This is a genomic window from Arcobacter sp. 15-2 (genome assembly GCF_047159865.1).
Taxonomy (GTDB): domain Bacteria; phylum Campylobacterota; class Campylobacteria; order Campylobacterales; family Arcobacteraceae; genus JAIOSF01.
This window is the reverse complement of the sequence record NZ_AP038804.1, coordinates 1,844,401-1,867,131: the sequence shown is the minus strand read 5'-3', so window position 1 is coordinate 1,867,131 and position 22,731 is coordinate 1,844,401. Positions and strand designations below refer to the sequence as shown.

Genomic DNA, 22,731 nt, shown 5'->3' with positions numbered 1-22,731 from the left:
TATGGAAGTATTTTTACAAAAAGCAAAAGAATCTTCGGCTATATTATCAACATTAAGTGGAGATATAAAAAATAAAGTTTTACTAGATATGGCTGATGCTCTTATCTCAAATAGTGATTTAATTGAAATAGAAAATAAACTTGATATGAAAAGTGGAGAAGAGAATGATTTAAGCTCTGCACTTATGGACAGACTTTTTTTAGACAAAAACCGTATACAAGGTATGGCAACAGCTATTAAAGAAATAGCAGCACTAAAAGAACCAACAGGACGAACGCTTGAGGGTTGGAAAACACAAACAAATTTAAGTATACAAAAAGTTACTGTGCCTATTGGTGTTGTTGGTATTATTTATGAAAGTCGTCCAAATGTTACAAGTGATACAGCTGCTTTATGTTTTAAAAGTGGAAATGTATGTATCTTAAAAGGTGGAAAAGAAGCACAACATAGTAATGCTATTATTGCAAAAGTTCTACAAGAAGTACTAAAAAAGAATAACCTTCCTGAAAATATCATCTCACTTATACCTGATAATACAAGAGAAGGTGTAGCAAATCTTATAAAACAAGACAAATATATTGACTTAATTATACCAAGAGGTGGTGCTGCGCTTATTAAATATATCAGTTCGAACTCTTCTGTACCTGTTATTAAACATGACAAAGGTTTATGTCACACATATATTCATAAAGATGCTGATTCTAAAAAAGCTATTGATGTACCTCTTAACGCAAAATGTAGAAGAACAGGTATTTGTGGTGCAATGGAAACTTTACTTATAGATCAAGAAGTAGCAAGTGAATTTTTACCAAAACTCAAACAAGAGTTTGATAAACATGCAACAGTACTAAGAGGTTGTAGCGAAGTTCAAAAAATTATTGATGTAGAAGTAGCTACTGAAGAAGACTTTAATACAGAATATTTAGACAATATATTAAGTCTTAAAATTGTAAATAACATTGATGAAGCAATAGCACACATTAGAAAATATAGCTCAAGTCACTCTGATGCAATCATTACAGAAAACTATACCGTTGCTGAAAAGTTTCTAAATAGTATTGATTCTGCTTGTGTATATCTCAATACAAGTACACAATTTACAGATGGAGGGGAGTTTGGTTTTGGAGCTGAAGTTGGAATTAGTACAAACAAACTTCATGCAAGAGGACCTATGGGAGTTGAAGGACTCACTACATATAAGTTTAAAATATATAGCGACGGTCAAACAAGAGCTTAATGAGGAAAATAGTACTTATTATAACTTTATTTACTACTTTGAGTCTATTTGCTAATACAGAGCCTAAAAATTCTATATTGGATAGACCTTTAGTAGAAAGATATATTCTTGATGAACTTAAAGATTTAAGAACAAATCAACAAAAACTAAGAGAAGATGTAACTGTTAAAATTACACAAAGTCAACTTAATACTACAGATAGAACAGTAAGATATGCAACAGATACTATCAATAATATTTTTTATATCATTGCAGCTGCAAGTTCACTACTACTTCTTGTTGGATTTAAGTCACTCAAAGAGCTCAAAGACAATAGTGAAAATTTAGTTGAAGCAAAAATATTACACCTTACAAAAGACTTTGAACAACGACTACTTGATATTGAAAATCAAGCAAAACAACGATTTGAGATGATTACTGAAAATCAAGATAAAATTAGTCAAAGTGAAACTATAAATTCACTTTGGAGAAGAGCAGAGATAGAAGAAAATCTACAAGAAAAAATTAACTTATATGATGAAATCATTAAAATAAATCCTAATGATGTTGAACCATTAGCATACAAAGCTGATGTATTACTTGACCTCAAGGAAACTCGTTGGGCATTATCTTTATGTAATCAAGCGATTGAATTAGATAGTAACTATGCACTTTCATATTGGCAAAGAGCATGTGCAAATGCGATATTAGAAAATATAAATGAATCTATAGACGATATAAAAATGGCACTTGAGATATCACCCAATTTACATGATGAGCTTTCCACTGAAGAATCTTTTAAGGCATTATATAATAATAAAGCATTCAAAGAACTCTTAAGTTAAACTTATTTAAACACTCACAAATCTTATACTAAAATATTCAAAAAGGATAAAAATGAATAAAAAAGAAAATACAAAATATGATACAGATTATAAAATAGGACAGGACAATGTAACTCCTTTTGGTATGGATATACATAATCCAGTTTTTTTTACAAGTTCAGTATTGATTTTGTTATTTGTTATTTTAACACTACTATTTCCAGAAAATGCAAAAGAACTACTCAATGGTGCAAAAGTATGGTCAATAAACAATTTTGATTGGTTTTTTATGACAAGTGCAAATATTTTTGTACTTTTTTGTATAGCACTTATCTTTTTGCCTGTTGGAAAAATACGATTAGGTGGCAAAGATGCACAAGCAGAGTTTTCTAGAATGTCATGGCTTGCTATGTTATTCGCAGCAGGGATGGGAATAGGACTAATGTTTTGGAGTGTAGCTGAACCAGTTGCTTACTATACAGGTTGGTTTCAAACACCTCTAGGGATCGAGGCTAACTCAAAAGAAGCAATTCATGCTGCAATGGGTGCAACTATGTATCATTGGGGATTACACCCTTGGGCAATCTATTCAATAGTGGGATTATCATTAGCTTTTTTTGCATACAATAAAAAATTGCCATTAACAATACGATCAGTTTTTTATCCTCTTTTAGGTGATAAAATTTGGGGATGGCCTGGACATATTATTGATCTTTTAGCAGTATTGGCAACTATATTTGGACTTGCAACCTCTTTAGGTTTAGGAGCACAACAAGCAAGTGGTGGACTACACTATCTATTTGGAATGGATTCTGGAATTAGTACACAAATTACAATTATTGTTATAGTAACTATGATTGCTATTTTTTCTGTTGTAAGGGGAGTAAATGGCGGTGTGAAAATTCTTAGTAACATAAATATGTTCATCGCTATTTTACTTTTATTGTTTGTACTTCTTGCTGGATCTACTATTCATATTTTTACTACTATTTTCTCAACTTCAATAGATTATATCACCTATATTATACCTTTAAGTAATTGGATAGGTAGAGAAGATACTTCATGGATGCATGGCTGGACAGTATTTTACTGGGCTTGGTGGATATCTTGGTCTCCATTTGTGGGAATGTTTATAGCTCGTATATCAAAAGGCAGAACAGTACGAGAATTTATTTCTGCTGTATTGATTATTCCTACACTTATTACAATTGTATGGATGAGTATTTTTGGTGGTTCTGCATTAGAACAAGTAACTTCTCAAGTAGGAGAACTATCAAATGGAATAAGTAATGTTTCTTTAGCAATGTTTCAAATGCTTGAAAATTTACCATTTGCTTCCGTTACATCTTTTCTAGCTATTGTATTGGTGTTAGTATTTTTTATTACATCATCAGACTCAGGCTCACTAGTAATAGACAGTATAACAGCTGGTGGTAAAACAAATGCTCCTGTTACACAAAGAATATTTTGGGCAATTTTACAAGGTTTTATTGCTGGTGCATTGTTATATATAGGTGGGAAAGAAGCACTACAAGCACTACAAGCTGGTGCTGTTACTACAGGCTTACCTTTTACGGCAGTTCTTCTTATAATGTGTATATCATTATATAAAGGATTATCAAATGAACTTAAATTATTAAACAAAATATAGGATATAAAAATTGGCACTATTAGATAATGAAAAAGATATATTACCTCTAAGTTCAATAGCAGAACTTTTAACAGCAAAAGTAAGAACTTTAAAAATGTATGAAGAGAAGGGGCTTTTGCCCCTTAAGAAAGAACAAGGAAATAAAAAACTTTACTCTATAAATGATGTAAAACTTATTGCGTTTACTCACTACCTTGCGAGTGCTAAAAAAATAAATGCAAATGGTATAAAATATATCCTTGAGATGTTAGAAAATAACATGGATGAAAAAAATAAAACCGAATTTTTAGATATAGTTGAACAAAAAATGGAAGGATTATCAGGCGTTGATATTAAAGATGTAGAGATAATCTAATCTTATTTATACAATACTCTTAAAAAACCTATTATAAATAAAAAAATAGCATAACTACTTAAACTTGTATCATATAAAAGTACAAAAAAACCAGCAGACATAAATGCAAAACCATTTATAATAGGTTTAAGAAAATCTTTTATCTCTTTTGCAATCCAAAGCAATTGAGAATTTGATACTTGTATATTTAGCTCCCCTTCACTTATTTGTTTTAATGATGATTTAAAATGTTTCACTGTAAATGGAATATCTTTTATCTCTTGTTCAATCGTCCTCTTTATACTATCATTTGCACCCAATGCTTTTGGAATATTTGTTTGTAAAATAGGTAAAATATCTTTTATACCATTAAAGTTTTCAATATAAGTGGTACCAAGTCCTTCAATAATAGCACTAACTCTTAAAATATAAATCGCATCACTAGGAAGTTTAAAAGGGAAATCTCTTGTAGATTCTAAAACCTCAAAAGCTAATTTTTGCATCGATTCACTATCTAGATTTTCATTTGAAAATATTTCAAACATTTTTTGTGTGAACTCAGCTAATTGTACTGTTGGTGCTTCATATGCAATAGTACCTAACCTTTTATTAGCACTTATATATCCATCATAGTCTTGTTCATTTGCAGCTTTTATAAGTTCGATAATTGCTATTCTTGTATCATTTGGAACAGTCTTTACCATCCCAAAATCAAGTAAAATAAGTTCACCTTCTTTATTTACTAAAAGATTACCAGGATGAGGATCAGCATGAAAATATCCATTTATTAACATTTGTGTGGTATAAAAATCTACTAAAGTTGTAATAATTTTTTTAAAATCTATATTATATTTAAAAATAGATTCTTTATCATCAAAACGAAAACCCTCTTCAAAACTCATAACAATAACTTCATCACTACAATACTTTGGAAATGCTATTGGAAATTTTACACCACTTTCTTTATAAGTGGAACTAAATTTCAAAAGATTATTTAATTCATTCGTTAAACTCACCTCTTGTTTTATCATTTTTGAAAACTCTATAATTACAGCTTCAATTGAATTTTTCGTGTAGTGTGAAAATAAAGGCTTAAAAATCTTGTTAAAAAATGAGATGATATTTATATCTGCATACACCTGCTCTTTTATATCTATTCTTCGTAATTTTACAGCTACTTTAGTATCATCTTGTAAATATGCAACATGTACTTGACCAATTGATGCAGAAGCAATAGGATTTTTATCTATACTTTTAAAACTTTTATCTTTAAAGTTTCTTGTAAATATTTCCTGAAATTCATGCTCTTTCATTGAAGGCAATTGATCATGTAATTCTCTTAATTGTTCAAGGTACTCTTCTGAGAAAAAGTCTGATCTTGTAGCTAAAACCTGAGCTAATTTAATAAAACTAGCTCCTAAACTTATACAAGCAGATTTAAGCTTGATAGGACTCAATGGTTTTAAATAAAAAAAACTCTTTTTTTTCTTAATTACCAAAAATATCGTGAGTAAAAAAGCAAATACAGTATAAACTCTTAATGGTTTATAATATGTTAATTTTTTTAAATAATTTTTTATTTTTTCAATTCCTTTTTTAACTTTTCTAAGTCATCTTTTGTTGCCAAACCTAATTCATCAATTATCTCTTTTAATGTTGTTTTTAAATGTTCTTTTATTTTAGAATCTTCCTCTTTGCCTTTTTCTTCAAGTGATTCTAAAAAAGATTTTGCATCATCCTTTTTAATTTTACTTTTTTTTTCAAGTTTTGTAACCTCTTCTTCTATCTTTTCATGGATTACTGAAGCAACTCCAAAACCTGTGTGTAACATCTCTTTTAACATTTAAAGTCCTTTTTATTTATTTTATTAAAATTTCTATTATTTTAATAGCTTTATTATGTAACTTAAACCTATAATTAAAACTTTTTTTCTAAAATTTTTTTTGTTTGAGTATGTCTATATTCAAACATTTTAGTTATATCATACTCAATAAATGGTTCTACTATCTTACCTAAAATTCCAAAAGGTAATTCATATTCAATAATATCCTTTAGTTCAGAAACATTCCCTTTTTTTATAAATAGATGCTGATGTTTCCAATACTTAAAAGGTGATTTCATTGCTACATCAATTAAAATATTTGGTTTTTCTAGCTTCTCAATTTTCACCTCCCAATAAGTAGGCACAAAAAACTTTGTTGTTTTAATTTTGACAATCTTCCCTTCAAATGTTTGAGTATCACTATTTAAAAGTTCAACCTTAATGTTTGCAGGGGTAATTTTTGTTATATTATTTGAATCAAGGTGAAAATCAAATAATTCTTCAAGTGTACATTTAATATATGTTGATTTAACTATTTTTTTCATATTCTTTCTTTCTTTTATCTATTTTCTTCTCAACTTGTTGAGGATAAATTTCAACTCTATCTCTTCCATTTTCTTTTGATTGGTATAATGCTTTATCAGCTTGCTGAAATAACATATCTTTATTCTTGGCATTTTTCATACAACTTATCCCAAAACTAGCTGTTATTTTAATTGATTGAAAATTTTTATCTTTTATATTTATTCGTAATTTTTCAGATAGTTGTTTTGCATTTTCTACTGTACCATCAATCAAAATAGCAAACTCTTCTCCTCCCCAACGAAATAAAAAATCGCTACTTCTAAGATTATCTTGTAATGTTTGAGATAATTCTTTTAATATATAGTCACCCATATCATGTCCATAATCATCATTTATCATCTTAAAATAGTCTATATCTAATAATATTAGAGAAAATAACTTATTATTAATAGTATATTCTTTAATTTTTCTTTCCATTATTATTTCAAATTTTTTTCTATTATATATATTGGTTAAAGAATCTATATATATTTGATTTTCTAATTCAACCTCTTTTTGAACCTGTTCCGATATATCACTACTTATACTTACATAATATATAGGTCTTCCTGTATTATCTTTGATCGTAGATATCTCTTTTCTATCATAAAACAAAGTAGCATCTTTTTTGACGCTTATAAAAGTACCACTAAAATAACCATGACTTATAATTGATTCCCACATTTTTTTATAAAACATCGCATTTTGATGTCCCGATTTTAAAATTCGAGTATGTTTTCCAACAAGTTCATTTTCATCATAACCAAGTTTTTCATTAAACGCTTTATTAGTATAAACTATAACTCCTTCAAGATTTGTTACTAAAATCAAATTTTTTGTAACATTTACTATTGAACTTAAAAGTTTTTCATACTGCATATAACTTGTTTCATCAATAATTCGCTGGAATGATATATACCCAATAGTGATGTTTTTTGAATTTTTCAATGGAGATATTGACCATTTTACACAATAACTTGTTCCATTTTTTCTGTAGTTAATAGTTTGTCCAATAAAATTTTCATTATTTAAAAGTGTTCTTTTTAATTCTATTAAAAAATTCTTATTTGTTTTTGGACCTTGTAGCAATTTAGGACTTTGAGATAAAAGTTCTTCTTTTAAATATCCAGTTTCATTAGAAAATGATTTATTAATATATAAAAACTTTATACCCTCTTCCCAATTACAATTTGTTATTGCAATGGGGTCAATACTATTATCAAACATATTATATAAAGATGAGATATCTAAATTTTCTAAAATTAAATCACTTGACATCAACATAGCGAAACTCCTCTTGTAAGTATAATTTCAAATTATTTCTATAATTAAATTATATCCTTTATAAACTTCTTCTCTCTAAATATTCACGAAAATCTTTTGCTCCATCTTTTGAACTTGTAACAATATCATCAATATTTTTAAAACTAATTTCCAATTTTGATTGTTCGATTGTATTCATTGATTTTATCTTATCAACATTCACAATTATTGATCTGTGAATTCTAAAGAAATTTTTTTGTTTTAATAACAATTCAAGATCTCCAATCTTTTTACGCACATAACATTGTGTTTCTTTTATTTTTATAATTACTTCATCAAGATCAGCTTTAATATAATAAATATCATCTAAAGCTATAGGATAGATATCATCACCACTTTTTCCCATGATCTTTTTAAGAGATGTTTCCTCTTTTGTTTGCATATATCTAGATACCGTTCTTAGTGCTTTAGAAACATTTTCTTTTGTTGTTGGTTTTAGAATATAATCTACACCACCATTTTTAAAAGCTTCTAAAGCAAATTGTTCATAAGCCGTTTGGAAAACTATGAAAGTGTTAGGCTCAATCTCTAAAATTTTGTTTGCCAACTCTAGTCCACTAATACCAGGCATTTGTATGTCCAAAAAAACAACATCATATTTGTTTTTTAAAATATGTTGTAAAGCTAAATGAGATTCTTGAAATGAAGTTAGATCTTCAAAATGCAAATCTTTGAGCAATCGTTCTAATCGCGATATTGCCAAAGACTCATCGTCTACTATAAGTATTTTCATTATTTTTTTCCTAAGTATATTATAAATGTTGTTTTATCATTCTTGTGAAACCTCAATGTCCCAACATGAAGAAGTTTTAATCTATTTTTTAAATTTGAAAGACCTGTACCAAAATTGATATCTTTTACTTTCATACCATCATTTGATACAATTATTTTATCATTGATTATCTCAATCATAATATTTAATGATTGAGAACAATAGCCATGTTTAATAGCATTTTCTACTAATAATTGTATTGAAAATTTAGGTATTTTAATAATTTGAAGCTCATCTTTGATATCAATCACTAATCTAATTTTATCATCAAACCTTATATTTTCAATATCTACATAAGTTTGAACCATAGATAGTTCTTCCATAATGGTAATTAAGCTTTGCTTATTAATAGCATTTCTTAAAAATTTGGATAGATTTAAAATAGAGTTTTCAGCTTTTAATGGATCTATATACACCAATTCACTCATTGAATTCAATGCATTAAATAAGAAATGAGGATTTAATTCATTTTCTAATGCTTTAATTTTACTATTTAATATTTCATTCTTTATCATCTCATTTTTATATTTCATCTCAATAAACTGGTGTAAAACAAGTCCAACCAAAAATGTTAAACATCCTATTGTTAGACTAAGATGTATACTATAAGCTTCTATCAAATTTGTTATAGCACTATCAAATATATAAAATAAAGAAAAACTTGTCCAAAATCCTAAAGAACCACTTACAAATGAAAATATAAAACTAATAAAATACCAAAATCTTTTATCAGTATTTGGTAAAATATAATTATTGGAAACAGTAATAAAAATAGATGAAAATAATGTAATAATAATCGCACTAAAAGTACCAAATAAAATTGTAGATATCTCTTGAAACTGAATATTAAGAAAGTAAAAAAACAAAGAAATCAACAAGCCAAACAACGCACCTATAGAAATAATATAAAGCCAATCTTTGAATGTAATTTTAAGTTCAACTTGTTCCATTATATGCCTTTTTACTTTGACTAATTTTAACTTATATTAATATTGATTTGTATTTGATTTATGTCTGTTTATCCCATTATATTATACTTTATTTAATTCTTTGTTTAATACATCAACCCCTAAAGCAATTCCAGGCCACCCTTGTCCTGCAAAAACTGTATCACCTACATTATAAAGGCCATTAAATGGGGTATTACAACTAGGTAGTTGCATAAAATTTTTGAAACCTATTGCTTTACCACCACAATTATATCTTCCAATAAATTTATTAAATGTTGTTGATGTTGCGCTAAATAATTGACTAACATCTTCCTTTTTTATATCTTCAAAATATTCTAAAAATTTTTCAAAAATAAATGATTCTGTAATATTTTTGCTTTTTACATATTCATCTTTTTGCAATGACTTCCAGTATTTAGCTGTTGTATGAGTAGATATAGTGATACTATATCCATTTCTTGATAATTTAGTATCATCCTTTTTTGAAAATGAAACAAAAAAAGAATTTGAAATACAATTTGGTAATAAATCATTATAAATGAACTGATAATGTTCACAAAAATCATAATCACTCTTAAGCGTCAAGTAAACAACAAAAGCACTTTGATCACTAAAAGTAAATCTATCATAATATTTCTTCACTTCGTAATCATCAAAAAGTGAACCACATTGGTAAATTGAAGAATTTAAAATCAATTTTTTTGTTTTATATTCATGTTTCCTAGAACTAATTATCCATTCATTTTGACCTCTAATAATTTTTGTAATTTCTTCATTTTTTTTAAGTTCAACATTTTTTACTATATCTTCAATTAAACTTCCCATTCCTCCATTTACATAAAATACATCATGAAAAGGATAACTAAGTCCTAATGCCATCGATAATAGTGAAATATCTTTAGAGGTTGTTTGTATCGTAATGAGTAATTGCGCATCAATAAAATTTCTATACTCCATTGAAATATCACCCAATATTTCTTTTATGAATCCATCTGCACTTTTCAAAATATCCATTTTATAAGTACTTATAAGTTCCATAAAAAAGTTAAAAGTTTTTAAATAGTTATTAATTGAAAATTTTCCAAAATAAATCTTTTTCAGATTCCAGAATTTTTCATCAAATTCTTTTATAAATTTCCAAAAATATTTATTATTTTTATTAGGATAAACATCATTAATATTGTCTAAAAACTGATCAAAATCTTTAATTCTATCAATTACATTTTTATTTTGTATGACTCTTATTGCAATATTAGATTTAGTGATATTAGGATTTAATCCTATAGTATCAAAATGTTCTTTTAAAATATGTTCATCTTCATATCCAACAAGAGTAGTTGCTCCCGCATTATAATAATTGCCATATCTTTTAAATGTACTTGCACAACCACCAATATTTTGATCTTTTTCAAATAGAACTGTTTTTTTATCTGCATTTAACGATGCAATTAGACTACCACCAATGCCACTTCCAATAATAGATAGATCAATTTTTTTCAAAAATATTTTCCTTTTTAGTGCTATTATATATAACTTTTATACTACTTTGTAGTATATTTATGCCTAATTATATTAGTTTCATAAAATTCTATTATAAAGTAAGATATTTTTCTAAAAAAGACTTGAATTAATAGCCTAAACTTGATATTATAGTGAATTAATTTTAAGGGATAGAAAACAATGAAAAATATCACTAAACTACTTTATGAACTAAACTTATTATATTATGAATATGATAAATTTACAAATAAGTTAGTTGTAGATAAAGCATATAGTAAAGAGCAAGTATATAAAGAATTTATAAAAACTACATACAGTCTCACTAAAAATAATATTCAATTTTTCATTGATGAAAAGCGTGATATTGTTCTTTTTAATGAAGATACTCTTTGGACTCGTTTCAGACAAAGATACCTAAACTTTATTAATGGTTTTAAAAGTACAAATAAGAATATTTATATATTAAGTGACAAAACCGTTCGTTATGCAAAAAATATACCAATGATTGATATTGTTCCAATTGAAGTTGATATAAATTGTAATGATTATGATGCATTAATTTTTACATCAAAAAATGCCATTAAATACCTTGATAAAATTTCAACATCATGGAAAAAAATTCCATCATATGTTATTGCCCCTCAAACAGCTAAAATATTAAAAGATTATAATGGTACATTAACATTCACAGGAAGTGAAAAACACGGTGATGAATTTGCCAATGAAATTATTCCTTTATTAAAAAATAAAAAAGTACTATATGTTGGTGGAAATAAAACTGTATCAAACTTAGTTAGTATGCTTAATAAAAATCAAGTTAATTGTGACTATAAAGCTATTTATAAAACAATTTCACACCAATATCCTCAAAAGATTCAATTACCAAAAAATTCAATAATTATTTTTTCTTCTCCATCTACAATAACATCTTTTTTCCAAAACTCCCAATGGGATAAAAGCTACACCGCAATAAGTATAGGTAAAACAACTGCAAAATACCTTCCTTCTGAGATAACACCAATAATTTCAGAAATAACCTCACTAAAAGGCTGCGTACAAACAGCTTTGAATCTTGAGAAGTCAAAGCATTAAACAAACAAGCCAAAGACCTTCCAAATACCTTAAAAGAGTAATAGAGCATCATCAAATATGAACTAACAATAAAGAAATAGTAATAATAAAACAAACTACAAAAGAAAAGAGAGGAATAAAAATAAAAAGTAATAAGAAATAGGAAGATAGAAAAAACGAGCAAAAAAAAACATCTTAGAAGTTGGCGGCGACCTACGTTTCCACAAGGGGACCCTGCAGTATTATCGGCGATGAGGAGCTTGACTGCCAGGTTCGAAATGGAACTGGGTATGACCTCCTCTCAATAACCACCAACATCTAAGATGTTGATTTGAGAATATTAAAGTTAAAGTCTTTGTATAAAAATACGATTATAATACTTATCAGTTATTATACTTAATAAGATAGTAAACTAAAGAAGTTCATATAAATAAGCCAAACGATCTATTAGTAATAGTCAGCTGAATGCATTACTGCACTTACACATCTATCCTATCAACCAGCTAGTCTTGCTGGGATCTTCAGGGAAAGTTCATCTTGGAGTTGGCTTCGTGCTTAGATGCTTTCAGCTCTTATCTCATCCGTAGGTAGCTACCCAACGATGCTCTTGGCAGAACAATTGGTACACTAGTGCTACGTTCACCCCGGTCCTCTCGTACTAGGGGCAAATCTCCTCAACTTTCCTACGCCCACGGAAGATAGGGACCGAACTGTCTCACGACGTTCTGAACCCAGCTCGCGTACCGCTTTAAATGGCGAACAGCCATACCCTTGGGACCTGCTTCAGCCCCAGGATGCGATGAGCCGACATCGAGGTGCCAAACCTCCCCGTCGATGTGAGCTCTTGGGGGAGATCAGCCTGTTATCCCCGGCGTACCTTTTATCCTTTGAGCGATGGCCCTTCCACACAGAACCACCGGATCACTATGACCGACTTTCGTCTCTGCTCGACATGTATGTCTTACAGTCAGGCTGGCTTATGCCATTATACTCAACATCCGATTTCCAACCGGATTGAGCCAACCTTTGTAAGCCTCCGTTACTTTTTAGGAGGCGACCGCCCCAGTCAAACTACCCACCATACATTGTCCTGAAGTAAGATAATTACTCCCAGTTAGCTATCAGAATATTCAAGGGTGGTATCTCAAGGATGACTCCCTATGTACTTGCGTCCATAGATCATAGTCTCCCACCTATCCTGCACATGAATATCCCAATAGCAGTGTAAAGCTATAGTAAAGGTGCACGGGGTCTTTCCGTCTTTCCGCGGGTAGGAGGAATTTTCACCTCCACTACAATTTCACTGGATCCCTGGTTGAGACAGCTCCCATCTCGTTACGCCATTCATGCAGGTCGGTATTTAACCGACAAGGAATTTCGCTACCTTAGGACCGTTATAGTTACGGCCGCCGTTTACTCGGGCTTCGATCAAATGCTTCGCTTACGCTGACATCATCAATTAACCTTCGAGCACCGGGCAGGCGTCACACCTTATACATCCTCTTGCGAGTTAGCAAAGTGCTGTGTTTTTGGTAAACAGTCGGGAGGGACTCTTTGTTGCAACCTCTCAAGCTTTCGGGAGTAAATCCCTAATACCTAAGTAGGCACACCTTCTACCGAAGATACGGTGCTAGTTTGCAGAGTTCCTTAACCAGGGTTCTTCCACGCGCCTTAGAATACTCATCCCACCTACCTGTGTCGGTTTACGGTACGGGTTATAATAGATATGCTTAGTGGCTTTTCTTGGCACGACAGTATCATCGATTCCAAACGCTATCCGAAGATTTTGTTCGGCCTGTAAGATCTCGGTCGAGTGTAGCACGGATTTGCCTATGCTACAACCTACATCCTTCGACCAGCTATTCCATCAGCCAGCTCGATTAACTCTATGCGTCCCCACATCACGCTCTATTATAAGTATAGGAATATTAACCTATTTGCCATCGTCTACCCCTTTCGGACTCGACTTAGGACCCGACTAACCCTACGATGACGAGCATCGCGTAGGAAACCTTGGGTTTTCGGCGTTAAAGATTCTCACTTTAATTATCGCTACTCATGCCTGCATGCTCACTTCTATCCGCTCCACCACTCCTCACCGGTATGGCTTCAATGCTGAATAGAACGCTCTCCTACCACTACAGTAAACTGTAATCTAAAGCTTCGGTGCGTACTTTAGCCCCGTTATATTTTCCGCGCAGAATCACTAGACCAGTGAGCTGTTACGCTTTCTTTAAAAGATGGCTGCTTCTAAGCCAACTTCCTGGTTGTCACAGTAACTCCACATCGTTTTCCACTTAAGTACGACTTAGGGACCTTAGCTGTTAGTCTGGGTTGTTCCCCTCTCGACATAGGATTTTATCACCCTACGCCTGACTGCCATGGTAAAGTATATAGTATTCGAAGTTTGATAGGGTTTGGTACCGCGGTAAGCAGCCCTAGCCCATTCAGTGCTCTACCCCTTTATACTAATTTACATGACGCTATACCTAAATATATTTCGGAGAGAACCAGCTATCACGAAGTTTGATTGGCCTTTCACCCCTATCCACAAGTCATCCGAGCACTTTTCAACGCACACCGGTTCGGTCCTCCACTGGCTCTTACACCAGCTTCAACCTGCTCATGGATAGATCACTTCGTTTCGGGTCTGCAGCATATGACTAATTCGCGCTATTCACACTCGCTTTCGCTACGGCTTCGTACTTGACTTAACCTTGCCATATACCACAACTCGCAGGCTCATTATGCAAAAGGCAGTCCGTCACCCTGTACAAGACATAGGGCTCCGAATGATTGTAAGCTAATGGTTTCAGGTTCTATTTCACTCCCCTCACTGGGGTACTTTTCACCTTTCCCTCACGGTACTTGTGCACTATCGATCTATAAGTAGTATTTAGAGTTGGAGGGTGGTCCCCCCATATTCAGTCAAAATATCACGTGTTCCGACCTACTCGTTCATTATCTTAGTTCCACATAAAAGTTTTCATATACGAGGCTTTCACTCTGTATCGCGTAGCATTCCAACTACTTCTACTAACTAATATGCTAAATATAACCGCTCTAATCCGTTTTCGCTCGCCGCTACTAACAGAATCTCAATTGATTTCTCTTCCTTCAGGTACTGAGATGTTTCACTTCCCTGAGTTCGCCTCTAGATAAATCTAGATAATATAATTCTCATTATACTGGGTTGTCCCATTCGGAAATCACTGGATCAAAGCTTCTTGACAGCTCCCCAATGCTTATCGCAGTCTAGTACGTCCTTCATCGCCTCTTATAGTCTAGGCATCCACCATTAGCCCTTAATAGCTTATTTGATAAATTAAAGTTCAAATACATATATTACAAGTAATATATGATTTAACACTTATGTTGTTATGATTATTCTTTAGCTACTATCTTATTAAATATAATAATTTATATATAATTAAATAGTATTATAAAATTGTATTTTTATTTTCTTTCTTAGAAAAAATAAAGACTTTAACAGTAAATTGTAAAATAACTCTTTGATTTTTTACGACTCGGAATTTAGTTCCTCGCTGCATTGCACTTTAGTGCTTAAAAATCAAATATAAATACTTTTTGAAGTACTTATATTTAACTTTTATAATCTTGATGTAATATGGTGGGCCTACCAGGACTTGAACCTGGGACCTCACGATTATCAGTCGAGCGCTCTAGCCAGCTGAGCTATAGGCCCATATTGCATATAGTTTCTATATGTTAATAAATATTTATAATTTAAAGATTATTATAATCTTTATAAACTAGATACAAGACTCTTCGTCTCCAGTTAGACTTTGCTAACTGAATTTAATGGTTTTGAGCCATCTATTATTTTCTAATGATTAATCAAACGAATGATTAATTATATCTTTGAAAGGAGGTGATCCAACCGCAGGTTCTCCTACGGTTACCTTGTTACGACTTCACCCTAGTTACTAAATCCACTGTGGAAGGTAGCTATTTTAGCATCCCCGCTTCGAATGAATTCAATTCCCATGGTGTGACGGGCGGTGAGTACAAGACCCGGGAACGTATTCACCGTAGCATTGCTGATCTACGATTACTAGCGATTCCAACTTCAAGTAGTCGAGTTGCAGACTACTATCCGAACTGGGAGATATTTTATGAGATTTGCTCCACTTCACAGTATCGCTGCTCTTTGTATACCCCATTGTAGCACGTGTGTAGCCCTGGCCGTAAGGGCCATGATGACTTGACGTCGTCCTCACCTTCCTCCTGGTTACCCAGGCAGTCTGTCTAGAGTCCTCAGCCGAACTGTTAGTAACTAAACACGAGGGTTGCGCTCGTTGCGGGACTTAACCCAACATCTCACGACACGAGCTGACGACAGCCGTGCAGCACCTGTATATAAGCTCTAGTAAACTAGCACTCTTCTATCTCTAAAAGATTCTTATTATGTCAAGGCCAGGTAAGGTTCTTCGCGTATCGTCGAATTAAACCACATGCTCCACCGCTTGTGCGGGTCCCCGTCTATTCCTTTGAGTTTTAATCTTGCGACCGTACTCCCCAGGCGGCACACTTACTGTGTTAACTGCATTACTGCTATGTCTAGCATAGCAACAACTAGTGTGCATCGTTTAGGGCGTGGACTACCAGGGTATCTAATCCTGTTTGCTCCCCACGCTTTCGCATCTCAGCGTCAATAATGTTCCAGTAGATCGCCTTCGCAATCGGTATTCCTTCTGATCTCTACGGATTTTACCCCTACACCAGAAATTCCATCTACCTCTCCCATATTCTAGGTCTGCAGTTTTGGAAGCAGTTCTATGGTTAAGCCATAGGATTTCACTTCCAACTTACAAACCAGCCTACATGCTCTTTACGCCCAGTGATTCCGAGTAACGCTTGCACCCCCCGTATTACCGCGGCTGCTGGCACGGAGTTAGCCGGTGCTTATTCATATGATACCGTCATTATCTTCTCATATAAAAGGAGTTTACGCACCGAAATGTGTCATCCTCCACGCGGCGTTGCTGCATCAGAGTTTCCTCCATTGTGCAATATTCCCCACTGCTGCCTCCCGTAGGAGTCTGGACCGTGTCTCAGTTCCAGTGTGACTGATCATCCTCTCAAACCAGTTAGGCGTCATTGTCTTGGTGAGCCATTACCTCACCAACTAACTGATACCGTACAGTCCCATCCCAAAGCTATAAATATTTCCCTTGCTTACTTATGTAATAAAGGCATATAGAGCATTACAAGTCGTTTCCAACAATTATTCTCTTCTTTGGGGCAGGTTAACTATATATTACTCACCCGTGCGCCACTTAGCTGACAATATTAGCAAGCTAATATCCGTTCTCGTTCGACTTGCATGTGTTAGGCACGCCGCCAGCGTTCACTCTGAGCCAGGATCAAACTCTCCATAAATAAGTATAAAAGCTTACGCTTTTATACTTTGGTGTTTAATCTTGACTTTTAAGTATTTACCTAAAAATCACTAAGTCTATTTAAAGACTTAATTATATTATTAGTGTTTTAAAATTAAAACTCTAAGTTTATAGACGAAGATTATATATTTATAGTAAACTATAAATACTCTTCTTGTATCTAGTTTATAAAAATTACTCTCATAATTCTTTTAAACTTGATTTATTTATCAACATTATATTTTTTAAAGATCATACATTTTTAAGCTTTTTAACTTCAAATCTCTTTGCGTTTGTCTGCTTGTTTTGTGGATGGGATTATAATAGGTTTTTTCTTTATTGTCAAGAGTTTTTTCTTAAAATAAGTTTAAATTTTTGAATTCTTTTTTTTGTGTGTTTTGTAACATAAGTACATCATTGACAATGATGTACTTTTTGTTTTATTTTACTAATGCCGAAATAGCTTTGAAATTAGGATTTTTAGCGTTTACTGTTAATTCAAATAACAATGATTCGTAAGTTGTTGGTATAACTCCTGCTTGTACTAATCTTTCAATTGCCATAATTGTATTGTGTTGTTCCCTTGAACTTACACAATCTGTTACTAAAACTGGCTGATACCCCTCTTCTAAAAGATCTAAACAAGTTTGAAGTACACAAACATGTGTTTCAATGCCCGCAACTATTACTATTTTTTTACCTGTTTCTTTTATTTTTTCAAGAGTCGTAGGATTTCCACAACAAGAAAAAGTAGTTTTTTCAAAATGTGGATCTGACTCTACAAGTTCTCTTAATGCAGGTATTGTTTCCCCTATACCTTTTTTATATTGTTCATTTACTATAAATGGTATGTTATGTATTTTTAAACCTTTTATTAGCGTAACTAAATTTTTTTCTACTACATCTTTATTTACCATATGTGGGAAAAGTTTTTCTTGTACATCTACTAAGCAAAATAATGCATCTTCTATTTTTATTTTCATTATGACTCCTAAATTATTTATCTTAATCATACACCATAATAAAAAAATAGACAAAGAAAAAGAAGATACAAAGAAACTTTTTTGCTAAAGTGTATAAATAATACGCAAGATACCAAAAAACTAAATTAAAATATTGATTCAGCCCATTGTGTGATAGGTCCTCTTAGAACTTTTCTTAATCGTATTGCATATAAATTTACTAAATCACTATTCTCTTTTGTTGATTTTAATAGTGTGGTTAAAGAATTTGTGTATTTGTTGACATAAAAATTATCTATTTGTTTATTACTTCCTAAAATAACTACTTTACAACTACTATCTATTCTACTTAAAATCATTTGCATTGTCTTATTTGATATATTTTGAGCTTCATCAACAATAATAAAGGCTTCACTTAGCGTTCGTCCTCTCATCTCACCTACCCACATTGTTTCTATAGAATAGTTTTGAATTGTTTGCGATACTTTCTCATCGATTTCATCTTCTGATGGTTGTATATATTGTTTTTTGTGACTGTTTTTTTGTTTATGTTCACTTCTTGCCATATATTTTAAACTATCCATCAATGGATGATTATAGATAGCAAACTTTTCCTCAAGTCCAGGTAGATAACCAATATCTTCTCCTTTATCCAATGACTCGATTGAATTTCTTATATATATTATTTTTTGAAACTGTTTTTGACGAATAAGTTTTACCCCACTACTCAAAGCTAACAATGTTTTTCCACTACCTGCTTTTGCTTCTATTATAATAATATTATAATAACTATCAATTAATGAATTTGTAAAAAATAATTGTTCTTTATTTAAGGGGATTACTATTTGTTCTCTTAACATTGTCTCATCAAGAGGATTAATCTTTCCATTTTTTATCGAACACAATAACACTTGATCGCTATTTTTAACATTCATACAATATGAAAAATTGTAAGGAAGATAGTCATTATCTAACTCTTTTATATTTTTATTATGAATATCTTCTAAGTCTTTAAAATCAATATCAATCTCTTTAACAAACTCCAATTGTTTATCATCTTTTCCATCACCTTTTAAACAAGTTGTAGTAAGATTTAACGAAGTTGCTCTGACTCTTGCCATAATATCATTTGAAATAAACTCAATTGTTTGTGGATAATGTAAGTTTGCAAAACTTGCAATCTCTAAAATTTTTCTGTCATTTGAGATATTTAAAGAGATCTTCTGTATGTCTGTTAAATAAACACTTTTTGATATGATATGTAAAATAATTGTACCTATTTTCAATGCAATTATTTGATGCTTTTCTAAATCTTTACTTGAAGAAAGGATCTCACTATCATCCAAAAATCTTGCAAATTGCCTTGCTTGAAAGTTTATCTCATCAAAACCACTTTTTTTACTATCTATTTCATCCAATACAATTTCTGGTAAAATAATAAGATTTTTACCCTCTTGGCTTAAATTTGCTATATTTGTAAAATCTTCCAATATAATATTTGTATCTACAACAAAATATTTTTCAAATTTTTGAGATAATTTTTCAGACATCTATACTTCCATTCTTTTAATTTATTTGTAAATATTATAATATCATTTCAATTACAATTGTATTTAAATCAAAGCATATCTATTTAATCTCTGCCTGAATAATTGTTGTTAAATTATTTTTTAATTGTTTGAATAATTGTTCAATATCATCAATCTCTTTTGTTTCAGTTTCTATCTGTTGTAATATTGAACAACATTCTTCTAACATAAGATTTAAGCAACTATTTTTTATATAGTGTGCTTTTTTAGAGATATTTTCAAAATCTTGTATACTTATAAAATGTGACAACTCATCCAAATCATCCATTATATCTTCGGAAAATTTCTTAATAAGCATCTCTACGATAGGTTCACTTATTCCTAATTTAGAAGAGATGTGAGTACTGTCAAAACTATCCATTACTTGAACTTTTACTATATCATCTCTTTCGTCTGATTTTATGTGTTCTGATAAATTACAAATATTTTTCTGTAAATATTGAATAAGTATCTCTTCTAGTTTTTGCGTTTGAATGGGTTTGCTCAGATAATCATTCATTCCTAAAGCGATAAATTTTTCTTTATCACCTTTAATAGCATTTGCTGTTAATGCAATTATTGGAATAGCAGTTAAATTTTTAAACTGCTCATATTTTCTAATATTTTTAAAAGCATCTATGCCATCCATCACTGGCATATTAATATCCATCAGTATCAAGTCAAATTTTTCACTCATAAATTTATTAACAGCCTCTTCTCCATTGGATACAATTGTGTAATCAATATTTAACTCATTCATTATGTATCCTATAAGTTCTTGATTTGTCAAATTATCCTCAGCTATTAAAATATTTCCATTTATATCTTTTATACTACTATCATTAAAATCATCAACAGATGAGTTTAATTTTTTAAAATGGTTTTCTTTTTTAAAATAAGACTCGTCACAAGTATCAAACTCTAAATCAAACCAAAATTTTGATCCTTTATTAGGTTGGCTATCTAAGTTAATATTGCCATTTAAAGACTTCACTATATATGAACAAATGCTTAGTCCTAAACCTGTACCTTCGTATTTTCTATTTGTATTTGAATCTGCTTGAACAAATGGTTCAAAAACTTTTTTTTGTGAATTTATATCTATCCCTATTCCATTATCTATGACTTCAAATCTTATTTGTATTTTACTATTGTTATTTTCAAGAATATGTATATTTAACTTTACCTCACCCTCTTTGTGGGTAAATTTTATACTATTTCCAAGAAGATTTGATAACACTTGCCTTAATCTTATGCCATCAGTTTGAATACAATGTGGAATCGCTGAATCAATATCGAAAATAAATCGTATATTTTTTTGTTTTGCTTTTTGTGAAAAAAGCTCTACCGTTTGCTGGGCAATAAAATGTATATTGGTATCTTCATTTGCTATATCAAAATTTCCATTCTCTATTTTTGATATGTCTAAAATATCATTTATAATCTCTAAAAGATTATTTGCACTTGTATTGATTATCTCAACTTGTTTTTTATTCTCCGATGAAAGAGTATTTGAATTATTTAAAACTTGTGAAAAGCCCATAATAGCATTTAGAGGTGTTCTTATTTCATGGCTAATATTAGCTAAAAAAGTTGATTTTACATTATTTGCTCGCTGTGCTTCTAACTTTGATTTTACGACATCAGTAACATCTAATCGAATTGCTAAAAACTCTTCAATCTCATTCTGTGAATTTAGTATTGGCACAATTGTAGAAGACACATAATAGATACTTCCATCTTTTGCTCGATTAGAGATTTGCCCTTTCCATATTTTTTTTGCTTTGATTGTTGCCCATAAATCAACAAAAACTTCATCTTTCATATTAGGGTCTCTTATTATATTGTGATTTGAACCTATTAACTCCTCTTCAGAAAATTGCGAAATATTAATAAATTCATCATTTACATAAGTTATCTTACCAGCACTGTTTGTTTTGGAAACGATTGCACTAGAGTCTACAGCTTTTTTGTATTCATTTAAAGTTTTTGTTCTTTCATTTATTTTTTCATCTAAAATTTCATTATGTACACTTAGTTTCTTTTTATTGAGATAAGATACAATGCTATAATGCAATCCTAAAATCAGTACTAAAACTAATAAGAAAACGAATAAAACAAATGTTTCTTCACTTGATAACATAATTCCTATATCAATAGGAAGTGTAACTTGTATTGCACCTCTAACATCACCTAAGGACCAATCATTTTTCGGAGTGTCCATTCTTGAGTTATGGCATTGTACACATGAACGATCAAGAAATACATCAGCAACAGTAACTTTTAAAAATTCTTGATTTTTTTCATGTACTATTTTGGTATGTACTTTATTTTTATTCTTTTCAACATACAATAAAGCCTCTTTTTGAGAATCATCTAAAATTCTATTAGCTCTATTTGGAAAAGGATAATTGCTAAACATTTTGATTGTGGTATCATTTTGAGGTAAAAGATCACTTAAATCATGCATTAAAGTTGCAGGTAATGGGATTGTCATAACTTTTGAGTGATAGTCAAAATTAACTTTTATATCTTCTGATTTATTTACTTTAGAGATCACATTTTGAGTATAATAACTACGAATCTTTTTCAATTTAGTTATGGAATCAATTGCTTCTTTTTCAAGTACAACTAGTTTATTTTGATATGATAAATCAGGGATAACTGAAAACATTAATACAAAAGCAATAATAGCAGAAATAATAATTGGACTAATAAAAGGATTTAAAAAAACACTTAAAATATTTTTTATTTTCATTTTAGCTTCTTTTA

At 30.7% G+C, this 22,731-nt stretch carries 15 protein-coding genes, 1 tRNA gene and 3 rRNA genes; 5 read left to right on the top strand and 14 right to left on the bottom strand.

All coding sequences use genetic code 11. The features are described from left to right. Nucleotide 1: 1 nt before the first annotated feature. The 4 genes from ACMCMH_RS09655 to ACMCMH_RS09640 are packed head-to-tail and all read left to right on the top strand — an operon-like array spanning nt 2 to nt 4,046. Nucleotides 2-1,237: a glutamate-5-semialdehyde dehydrogenase gene (locus ACMCMH_RS09655; RefSeq protein WP_412725004.1), complete on the top strand. Its 1,236-nt coding sequence runs from the start codon at nt 2-4 to the stop codon at nt 1,235-1,237. Further along, nucleotides 1,237-2,061, top strand: a complete 825-nt coding sequence (locus ACMCMH_RS09650; protein WP_412725002.1) for a tetratricopeptide repeat protein — start codon at nt 1,237-1,239, stop codon at nt 2,059-2,061. Before ACMCMH_RS09655 ends, ACMCMH_RS09650 begins: the two co-directional genes overlap by 1 nt. 52 nt (nt 2,062-2,113) lie before the next feature. Next, complete coding sequence (locus tag ACMCMH_RS09645; protein ID WP_412725000.1) at nt 2,114-3,691, top strand: BCCT family transporter; 1,578 nt, start codon at nt 2,114-2,116, stop codon at nt 3,689-3,691. Between the two features lie 10 nt (nt 3,692-3,701). Then, nucleotides 3,702-4,046: a MerR family transcriptional regulator gene (locus tag ACMCMH_RS09640; protein WP_412724998.1), complete on the top strand. Its 345-nt coding sequence runs from the start codon at nt 3,702-3,704 to the stop codon at nt 4,044-4,046. A 2-nt stretch (nt 4,047-4,048) separates the two neighbouring features. Here the strand turns inward: ACMCMH_RS09640 and ACMCMH_RS09635 are convergent, their stop codons facing one another. The 7 genes from ACMCMH_RS09635 to ACMCMH_RS09605 all read right to left on the bottom strand — a co-directional run bounded on the left by ACMCMH_RS09635 (nt 4,049) and on the right by ACMCMH_RS09605 (nt 10,956). Next, nucleotides 4,049-5,338: an ABC1 kinase family protein gene (locus tag ACMCMH_RS09635; RefSeq protein WP_412728018.1), complete on the bottom strand. Its 1,290-nt coding sequence runs from the start codon at nt 5,336-5,338 to the stop codon at nt 4,049-4,051. A 263-nt stretch (nt 5,339-5,601) separates the two neighbouring features. Beyond that, nucleotides 5,602-5,868, bottom strand: a complete 267-nt coding sequence (locus ACMCMH_RS09630) for a hypothetical protein (protein WP_412724996.1) — start codon at nt 5,866-5,868, stop codon at nt 5,602-5,604. Between the two features lie 74 nt (nt 5,869-5,942). Then, on the bottom strand, nt 5,943-6,392 hold the full coding sequence (locus tag ACMCMH_RS09625) for an SRPBCC family protein (RefSeq protein ID WP_412724994.1): 450 nt from the start codon (nt 6,390-6,392) through the stop codon (nt 5,943-5,945). Next, a complete protein-coding gene (locus ACMCMH_RS09620; protein ID WP_412724992.1) occupies nt 6,376-7,689 on the bottom strand; it encodes a diguanylate cyclase in 1,314 nt (437 codons plus the stop codon). The genes ACMCMH_RS09625 and ACMCMH_RS09620 overlap by 17 nt, the downstream gene beginning before the upstream one ends. 64 nt (nt 7,690-7,753) lie before the next feature. Beyond that, nucleotides 7,754-8,467: a LytR/AlgR family response regulator transcription factor gene (locus tag ACMCMH_RS09615; protein ID WP_412724990.1), complete on the bottom strand. Its 714-nt coding sequence runs from the start codon at nt 8,465-8,467 to the stop codon at nt 7,754-7,756. After that, nucleotides 8,467-9,456, bottom strand: a complete 990-nt coding sequence (locus tag ACMCMH_RS09610; protein ID WP_412724988.1) for a sensor histidine kinase — start codon at nt 9,454-9,456, stop codon at nt 8,467-8,469. The genes ACMCMH_RS09615 and ACMCMH_RS09610 overlap by 1 nt, the downstream gene beginning before the upstream one ends. 81 nt (nt 9,457-9,537) lie before the next feature. Beyond that, nucleotides 9,538-10,956 carry an NAD(P)-binding protein gene (locus ACMCMH_RS09605; protein WP_412724986.1) on the bottom strand — a complete coding sequence of 473 codons (1,419 nt, stop codon included), beginning with the start codon at nt 10,954-10,956 and terminating at the stop codon, nt 9,538-9,540. Between the two features lie 180 nt (nt 10,957-11,136). On the opposite strand from ACMCMH_RS09605, the gene ACMCMH_RS09600 reads away from it, so the two are divergent. Then, the gene (locus ACMCMH_RS09600) at nt 11,137-12,048 is read left to right on the top strand and encodes a uroporphyrinogen-III synthase (protein ID WP_412724984.1); all 912 of its coding nucleotides are present in this window, start codon (nt 11,137-11,139) and stop codon (nt 12,046-12,048) included. 179 nt (nt 12,049-12,227) lie between these two features. Here ACMCMH_RS09600 and rrf read toward each other — a convergent pair. The 7 genes from rrf to ACMCMH_RS09565 form a co-directional block, all read right to left on the bottom strand. Beyond that, a 5S ribosomal RNA gene (gene rrf, locus ACMCMH_RS09595) occupies nt 12,228-12,343 on the bottom strand. A gap of 110 nt (nt 12,344-12,453) precedes the next feature. Beyond that, nucleotides 12,454-15,346 (bottom strand): 23S ribosomal RNA (locus ACMCMH_RS09590). Between the two features lie 310 nt (nt 15,347-15,656). Beyond that, nucleotides 15,657-15,733, bottom strand: a tRNA-Ile gene (locus tag ACMCMH_RS09585). A gap of 179 nt (nt 15,734-15,912) precedes the next feature. Beyond that, a 16S ribosomal RNA gene (locus tag ACMCMH_RS09580) occupies nt 15,913-17,430 on the bottom strand. The 16S, 23S and 5S rRNA genes sit together here with 1 tRNA gene alongside, the layout of an rRNA operon. Nucleotides 17,431-17,869: 439 nt before the next feature. Beyond that, nucleotides 17,870-18,412 (bottom strand): hydrolase, encoded by a 543-nt coding sequence (locus tag ACMCMH_RS09575; protein WP_412724982.1) that lies wholly within the window; start codon nt 18,410-18,412, stop codon nt 17,870-17,872. Between the two features lie 125 nt (nt 18,413-18,537). Continuing rightward, nucleotides 18,538-19,941, bottom strand: a complete 1,404-nt coding sequence (locus tag ACMCMH_RS09570) for a PhoH family protein (RefSeq protein WP_412724980.1) — start codon at nt 19,939-19,941, stop codon at nt 18,538-18,540. 79 nt (nt 19,942-20,020) lie between these two features. Continuing rightward, on the bottom strand, nt 20,021-22,717 hold the full coding sequence (locus ACMCMH_RS09565; RefSeq protein WP_412724978.1) for an ATP-binding protein: 2,697 nt from the start codon (nt 22,715-22,717) through the stop codon (nt 20,021-20,023). Between the last annotated feature and the right edge of the window lie 14 nt (nt 22,718-22,731).

Excerpts from the sequence above, each read along its gene's own strand:
- ACMCMH_RS09570 (WP_412724980.1), bottom strand. The coding sequence starts at position 19,941 with ATGTCTGAAAAATTATCTCAAAAATTTGAAAAATATTTTGTTGTAGAT.
- ACMCMH_RS09610 (WP_412724988.1), bottom strand. The coding sequence starts at position 9,456 with ATGGAACAAGTTGAACTTAAAATTACATTCAAAGATTGGCTTTATATT.
- ACMCMH_RS09650 (WP_412725002.1), top strand. The coding sequence starts at position 1,237 with ATGAGGAAAATAGTACTTATTATAACTTTATTTACTACTTTGAGTCTA.
- ACMCMH_RS09565 (WP_412724978.1), bottom strand. The coding sequence starts at position 22,717 with ATGAAAATAAAAAATATTTTAAGTGTTTTTTTAAATCCTTTTATTAGT.
- ACMCMH_RS09645 (WP_412725000.1), top strand. The coding sequence starts at position 2,114 with ATGAATAAAAAAGAAAATACAAAATATGATACAGATTATAAAATAGGA.
- ACMCMH_RS09615 (WP_412724990.1), bottom strand. The coding sequence starts at position 8,467 with ATGAAAATACTTATAGTAGACGATGAGTCTTTGGCAATATCGCGATTA.
- ACMCMH_RS09655 (WP_412725004.1), top strand. The coding sequence starts at position 2 with ATGGAAGTATTTTTACAAAAAGCAAAAGAATCTTCGGCTATATTATCA.
- ACMCMH_RS09600 (WP_412724984.1), top strand. The coding sequence starts at position 11,137 with ATGAAAAATATCACTAAACTACTTTATGAACTAAACTTATTATATTAT.
- ACMCMH_RS09630 (WP_412724996.1), bottom strand. The coding sequence starts at position 5,868 with ATGTTAAAAGAGATGTTACACACAGGTTTTGGAGTTGCTTCAGTAATC.
- ACMCMH_RS09620 (WP_412724992.1), bottom strand. The coding sequence starts at position 7,689 with ATGTCAAGTGATTTAATTTTAGAAAATTTAGATATCTCATCTTTATAT.
- ACMCMH_RS09625 (WP_412724994.1), bottom strand. The coding sequence starts at position 6,392 with ATGAAAAAAATAGTTAAATCAACATATATTAAATGTACACTTGAAGAA.
- ACMCMH_RS09575 (WP_412724982.1), bottom strand. The coding sequence starts at position 18,412 with ATGAAAATAAAAATAGAAGATGCATTATTTTGCTTAGTAGATGTACAA.
- ACMCMH_RS09635 (WP_412728018.1), bottom strand. The coding sequence starts at position 5,338 with ATGAAAGAGCATGAATTTCAGGAAATATTTACAAGAAACTTTAAAGAT.